General features: G+C 74.1%; 4 protein-coding genes. 3 read left to right on the top strand and 1 reads right to left on the bottom strand.

From position 1 onward, the window contains the following. On the bottom strand, positions 1–1751 hold a 1751-nt coding region (locus tag AB0M52_RS30455), incomplete at its 3' end, for a hypothetical protein (RefSeq protein ID WP_363960867.1). Between the two features lie 314 nt (positions 1752–2065). Here AB0M52_RS30455 and AB0M52_RS30450 point away from each other — a divergent pair. From AB0M52_RS30450 to AB0M52_RS30440, 3 genes are all read left to right on the top strand, one after another. Continuing rightward, positions 2066–2899, top strand: a complete 834-nt coding sequence (locus tag AB0M52_RS30450) for an ABC transporter ATP-binding protein (RefSeq protein WP_363960865.1) — start codon at positions 2066–2068, stop codon at positions 2897–2899. A gap of 38 nt (positions 2900–2937) precedes the next feature. Then, on the top strand, positions 2938–3915 hold the full coding sequence (locus tag AB0M52_RS30445; RefSeq protein WP_363960863.1) for an iron-siderophore ABC transporter substrate-binding protein: 978 nt from the start codon (positions 2938–2940) through the stop codon (positions 3913–3915). Further along, positions 3912–4991 (top strand): iron chelate uptake ABC transporter family permease subunit (locus AB0M52_RS30440; protein WP_363960861.1); only part of this gene is annotated, 1080 nt, incomplete at its 3' end. The genes AB0M52_RS30445 and AB0M52_RS30440, both read left to right, overlap by 4 nt.

Genomic DNA, 4991 nt, shown 5'->3' with positions numbered 1-4991 from the left:
CTCACCGGTGCACAGCGCCCGGGCGGCCGGCCGGCTGGCCGCCACCGTCGCCCGCGCGGCGCGGGCTCGGGCGCGCGGTCGGTGTCGGTCGTCTCGGCCGCCGGGCGGTCGGCCTCGTCCTGACCTGTCGGCGAGGGGCCGGCGAACCAGTCGATGCCGCCCGGCCCGCCGGCCGCCACGGCCGCCGCCGCGCGGGCCACCGGGTCGTGTGGCGGGCCCGCGGTGGGCTCGGGCCGCGGCTGGCGGGCGCGGCCATCCTCGGTGCCGTCCGGATCGTGGGTGGCCGGGTCCGTGTCCTCGGCCGCCATCTGGTCGGTGGCCGGCCCGGCGCGGTCGGCGCCCACCGGGGCGGCGTCCGTGCGGCCGGCGACGTCCTCGCCGGCCTGCGGCCGGCCGATGGGTGCCACGCCCAGCTCCCCGCCGGCCCGGGGCGCCGGGATGTTCACGGAGCGGGCGGCCACCATCGGGTACTCGGCGGTCTCACCGCCGCCGGCCGCGGCGGCCATCACGGCCGCGGCCGCCAGGTCGGCGACCCGCTTGGCCTCCCGCTGCACCCGCGCCCGGGTCTCCTTGGCGTGCCGCTCGGCGGCCTCGACGGCCCGGCGCACCTCGTCCAGCCGCCGGCCCTCCGCCGTGAGGTCCCGGCTGGTCTCCTCGAGCTGCTGCCGCAGCCCGGCCAGCTCGGCGTCGGTGGCGTCCTTGTCCCGGCGGGTCTCGTCGAACTGCTGCCGGGCGCCGTCCAGCTCCTCCCGCACCTGGGCCAGTGCGTCCTGCTGCTGGCCGACCTCCAGTTGTACGGCGTGGAGCTGCTCCTCGGCGGCCGCGGCCTGCTCGTCGCTCTGCTTGCGGACCTCGGCCGCCTGCTCGTCGGCGCGCTTGCGGATCTCCGCGGAGTACTGCTGCGCGTCCGCGATCATCGAGCTGACCCGCTGCTCCGCAGAAGTCCGCTGGGCGGCAAGTTCGCGCTCGACCGCCGCCCGTTGTTCGGTCAGGTCCTCCTCGGCGGTGGCGCGCCGCTCCGCCAGCTCCTCCTCGACGGTGGTCCGCCACTGGGCCAACTCCTGCTGGCTCTTCGACCGGGCCGCCTGGATCTCCTGATGGATCTGGGTACGGGCGGAGGTGGTCAGCGCCTCGGCCGCCGACCGCGCCTGCTCGACCTGCTGGCGGCACTGCTCGCCGATCTTCTTCGCCTCCTGCTGGGCGCGCTCGTGCGCGGCCTCACCGTCGGCGCGCAGCTTGTCGGCCCGCTCGCGGGTCTCGGTCAGCTCGGCGTCGGCCGCCGTACGCAGTTCCTCGTACCGCTGCTCGTGCTCGGCCCGTCGGCCGGCCAACTCCTCCTCGAGGTCCGCCAGCGACTTGACGGTCCGCTCTCGCGCGTTGGCGAGCGTCTTCTCCGCCTCCGCCTGGAGTTTGCCGGCCCGCTGCGTGGCGGTCTCGACGATCGCCCCGGCCTGCTTCTCGGCGAGGTCCAGGATCTGGTCGACCATCGGGCCCAGGTCCCGGAAGGACGCCTTGTCCATCTGCGCGGGCCGCTGTCGCAGCTCGGCCACCTCGCCCTGGAACGCCTGGAGCTTGCCGGTGAGGTCCCGCGCATGCTTGAGGGCTCGGTCGCGCTCGGCCGAGACCGCGGCGACTCGGCCGTCCATCTGCTCGACGTAGCGTTCGACCTGCTTTTTGTCGAACCCGCGCAGGGCGACTTCGAAGTTCGGCCGCGAGGCCAGGTCTGCGAACGGCTCCTCGCCGATGGACATGCCCCATCCTCCGTACGAATCGCGAGCGCCCTACCGGCGGCCCGGCGGCGATGACGCGCAACGCTACCGCTGCTCCGGTGGGTCTGTCGTCCCACCCCGGTACCGTTTCGCGCCGCCCACCTGGCGGTGCCGGCGCGGCGTCGGCGCGCAGTCGTGGCATCCGGCCGGTACGGGCGTGTCCACCCGGGGTGACCTGCGGCGCTCCGGGAAGACGCATAGGGCTATGTCCACCTGGGACGTTTGCCGTCACCCGGACGGTGGACGGCGACCGCCCCCCGCCTTGACAGCAAGTTAGGTTAGGTTAACCTAACCTCATGTCGAGCGGACTGGCGTCGGGTGACGCCGAGCAGAGCCTTCGCGGGGTGGACCTCCGCTTGGGCTACCACGGCACGACGGTGGTGCACGGTGCCACGATCACCCTGCGACCCGGCGCCGTGACCGCCCTCGTCGGGCCGAACGGCAGCGGCAAGTCCACCCTGCTGCGGGCTCTCGCCCGGCTGCACCCGATCGCCAGCGGCACGGTGCACTTCGCCGACGGCACCACCGCGGCCGGCCTGCCGGCCAAGGAGTTCGCCCGCCGGGTCACCCTGCTCGCCCAGAGCCGGCCGGTGCCCAGCGGGGTCACCGTCCGCGACGTGGTCGGCTACGGCCGCCACCCCTACCGGGGCCGCTGGCGCGCCGACGACCCCGACGGGCCCACCGCCGTCGCTCGCGCGATGGACGTCACCGGGGTCACCGCGATGGCCGACCGGCCGGTGGACGAGCTCTCCGGCGGCGAGCTGCAACGGGTCTGGTTGGCGACCTGCCTGGCCCAGGACACCCCGGTGCTGCTGCTCGACGAACCCACCACCTTCCTCGACCTGCGCTACCAGGTCGAGATCCTCGACCTGATGCGTGACCTCGCCGACGACCACGGCGTCGCGGTCGGCGTCGTGCTGCACGACCTCAACCAGGCCGCCGCGGTGGCCGACGAGGTGGTCCTGCTGCACGGCGGCCGGATCCGCGCCACCGGCACCCCGGCCGAGGTCCTCACCGAGCAGGACCTGACCGAGACCTACGGGATCGCCATCGAGGTCACCGCCGATCCGCTCACCGGACTGGTGACCACCCGCCCCGTGGGCCGGCACCTGACCCGTATCCCGGTCTGAACCAGACCAGTCAGCAACCGCACCAGAGAAAGAACGTCATGCCCCGTACCCGTGTCACCGCCCTGGTCGCCGCCGTCACCGCGCTGCTGCTGGCCGCCTGCGGCACCACCGAGAACCCCACCGAGCCCGCGGCCTCCGCCGCCGGCGGACCGGTCACCGTCACCGACAGCCGCGGCAAGGAGATCAAGCTCGACAACCCCGCCACCAAGGTCGTCGCCCTGGAGTGGGGCGAGGTCGAGATGCTCGTCGGCCTCGGCGTCATGCCGGTCGGCGTCGCCGACACCAAGGGCTACGCCACCTGGGTCAGCGCCGCCAAGCTCGACCCGGGCGTCAAGGACGTCGGCACCCGGGGCGAGCCGAGCGTCGACTCGATCGTCGCGCTGCAGCCCGACCTCGTGGTGATGGAGGACGACCGTGGCGCCAACCTGGTGACTCAGCTTGAGCAGTTCGTCCCGGTCATCGTCACCAAGGGCAGCGACGCCTCGGACAACCTCGGCCGGATGCGCGCGGACCTGAACATGATCGCCAAGGCGGTCGGCCGGACCACCGAGGCGGAGCAGCTGCTCGCCGACTTCGACGCCGCCATCGCTGACGGGAAGAAGAAGATCGCCGACGCCGGTGCGGCTGGCAAGCCGTTCGCCATCGCCGACGGCTGGAAGGAAGGCAGCACGGTCAGCGTCCGGATGTTCGGCCAGGGGGCGCTGGTCTCCCAGATCGGCATCCAGCTCGGCCTCACCAACGCCTGGACCGGCAAGACCGACGAGGCGTGGGGCCTGGGCCAGACCGACGTCGAGGGGTTGACCGTCCTCTCCAGCCCGGACCTGCACTTCTTCTATAACGCCTCGGACGGCGCCGACGTCTTCGCCGATGGCCTCGCCGGCAACGCCATCTGGAAGTCGTTGCCCTTCGTCAAGCAGGGCAACCTGCACCGGATGCCCGACGGCATCTGGACCTTCGGCGGGCCGCTCTCCGGCAAGCAGTACATCGACCAGCTCGTCAACACCTACGCGGTGTGACCGCGCTGACCGCGCCCCCGCGCCCGGAGCCGGCCGTCCGGCCGGCTCCGGCCGGGCGCCTCTCGGCCCCCCGCGTCGCCGGGGCCTTCATCGGGGCCACCGCGCTGCTGCTGGTGGTCGCGGCGGTGCACCTCACCCAGGGCACCTCCTCGGTCGGCGCGCTCGACCTGCTGCGCCTGCTCACCGGTGGCGACGATGAGACCGCCCGGGTGCTGATCGCCTCCCGGCTGCCCCGGCTGCTCGCCGGGCTGGCCATCGGCGTCGCCCTCGGCTTCGCCGGCGCCGCCCTGCAGTCGATCGCCCGCAACCCGCTCGCCTCGCCGGACACCCTCGCCGTCAACGCCGGCGCCCACCTGGCCATCGTGTCGGTCGCCGCGTTCGGCATCACCCTGCCCGCGCTGCCCGCCGGTGGCCTCGCCTTCTGCGGCGGACTCGCCGCGGCCGGCCTGGTGATGGCGATGTCGGCCGGCGGGCAGGCCGGCACCACCCGGCTGATCCTCGCCGGCTCGGCCACCGCACTGGCGCTCGGCTCGGTGACCACCCTGCTGCTCCTGCTCTTCGAGCAGGCCACCATCGGCCTGTTCGCCTGGGGCAACGGCTCGCTGGTGCAGAGCGACCTGACCGCGTTCACCCAGCTCGCGCCGGTGATCGGTGCGGCCGTCGGGGCGCTCATGCTGCTCGGGCACCGCCTCGACATCCTCGCCCTCGGCGACGACACCGCCACCGTGCTCGGCCTCGACGTGCGGCGTACCCGACTGCTCGTCACGGTGCTCGCCGTGCTGCTGTCCGCCGCGGCGGTCACCCTCACCGGCCCGGTCGGCTTCGTGGGCCTCTGCGCGCCGGTGATCGTCCGGCTGCTCGCCCCCCTCGTACCCGGGGTGCACCGACACCGGGTCCTGCTGCCGCTGTCCGGCATCGCCGGGGTGGTCATCGTCCTCGGCTCCGACGTGCTGCTGCGGGCCGTCATGGGCGCCCAGGCCGGCGTCGACATCCCCACCGGCGTGGTGACCACCCTGCTCGGCGCCGCCATCCTCATCTGGCTGGCCCGCCGGCACCGCGACGCCGGCCCCACCCGC

The organism is Micromonospora sp. NPDC051296, from assembly GCF_040682255.1.
GTDB lineage: Bacteria > Actinomycetota > Actinomycetes > Mycobacteriales > Micromonosporaceae > Micromonospora > Micromonospora craterilacus.
Note: the sequence above shows the minus strand (reverse complement) of the source record. Positions and strands in the feature narration are given on the sequence as shown.